Here is a 1,009-nt window from a genome sequence, read left to right on the forward strand (position 1 = left end):
TGTCGCGGTATCCGCTGCGGGAGTTGGTGACCGCGTCCGATCCGCTGCCGCTGCTGGTGGAGCGGGAGCGGGCCCTGTACGGGGCGTGGTACGAGTTCTTCCCCCGCTCGGAGGGCACGGCCGAGGTGCCGCACGGCACGTTCCGGACCGCGGCCAGGCGGCTGCCGGCGATCGCCGCGATGGGCTTCGACGTGGTCTACCTGCCGCCGATCCATCCGATCGGCACGACCTTCCGCAAGGGCCGCAACAACACCCTCGACCCCACCGCGCAGGACGTCGGGGTGCCGTGGGCGATCGGCTCCCCCGAGGGCGGCCACGACGCCGTCCACCCCGCGCTCGGCACGCTGGAGGACTTCACCTGGTTCGTTCAGCAGGCCCGCGCGCAGGGCCTTGAGGTGGCGCTGGACTTCGCGCTGCAGTGCTCGCCGGACCACCCGTGGGTGCACAAGCACCCGGAGTGGTTTAACCACCGCCCCGACGGCACCATCGCCTACGCGGAGAACCCGCCGAAGAAGTACCAGGACATCTACCCCATCGCCTTCGACGCCGACCTGGACGGGCTGGTCGCCGAGACCCTGCGGGTGCTGCGGCACTGGATGGCCTGCGGGGTGCGGATCTTCCGGGTCGACAACCCCCACACCAAGCCGGTGCTGTTCTGGGAACGGGTCATCGCGGAGATCAACCGCACCGACCCGGACGTGATCTTCCTGGCCGAGGCGTTCACCCGCCCGGCGATGATGCACACCCTCGCCCAGATCGGCTTCCAGCAGTCGTACACCTACTTCACCTGGCGCAACACCAAGCAGGAGCTGACGGAGTACCTGACCGAGCTGTCGGGCGAGGCCGCCTCCTACATGCGGCCGAACTTCTTCGCCAACACCCCCGACATCCTGCACGCCTTCCTCCAGCACGGCGGCCGGCCCGCCTTCGAACTGCGCGCCGTCCTCGCCGCCACCCTCTCCCCCACCTGGGGCATCTACAGCGGCTACGAACTGTGCGAGAACACCCC

General features: G+C 69.6%; 1 pseudogene. It reads left to right on the plus strand.

The annotated features are described in order from the left end of the window. Positions 1–1,009, plus strand: a pseudogene (locus M8H82_RS36330) (alpha-1,4-glucan--maltose-1-phosphate maltosyltransferase); the annotation flags it as partial.

Source organism: Streptomyces sp. YS415 (assembly GCF_023544665.1).
In the GTDB taxonomy this organism is placed as follows: domain Bacteria; phylum Actinomycetota; class Actinomycetes; order Streptomycetales; family Streptomycetaceae; genus Streptomyces.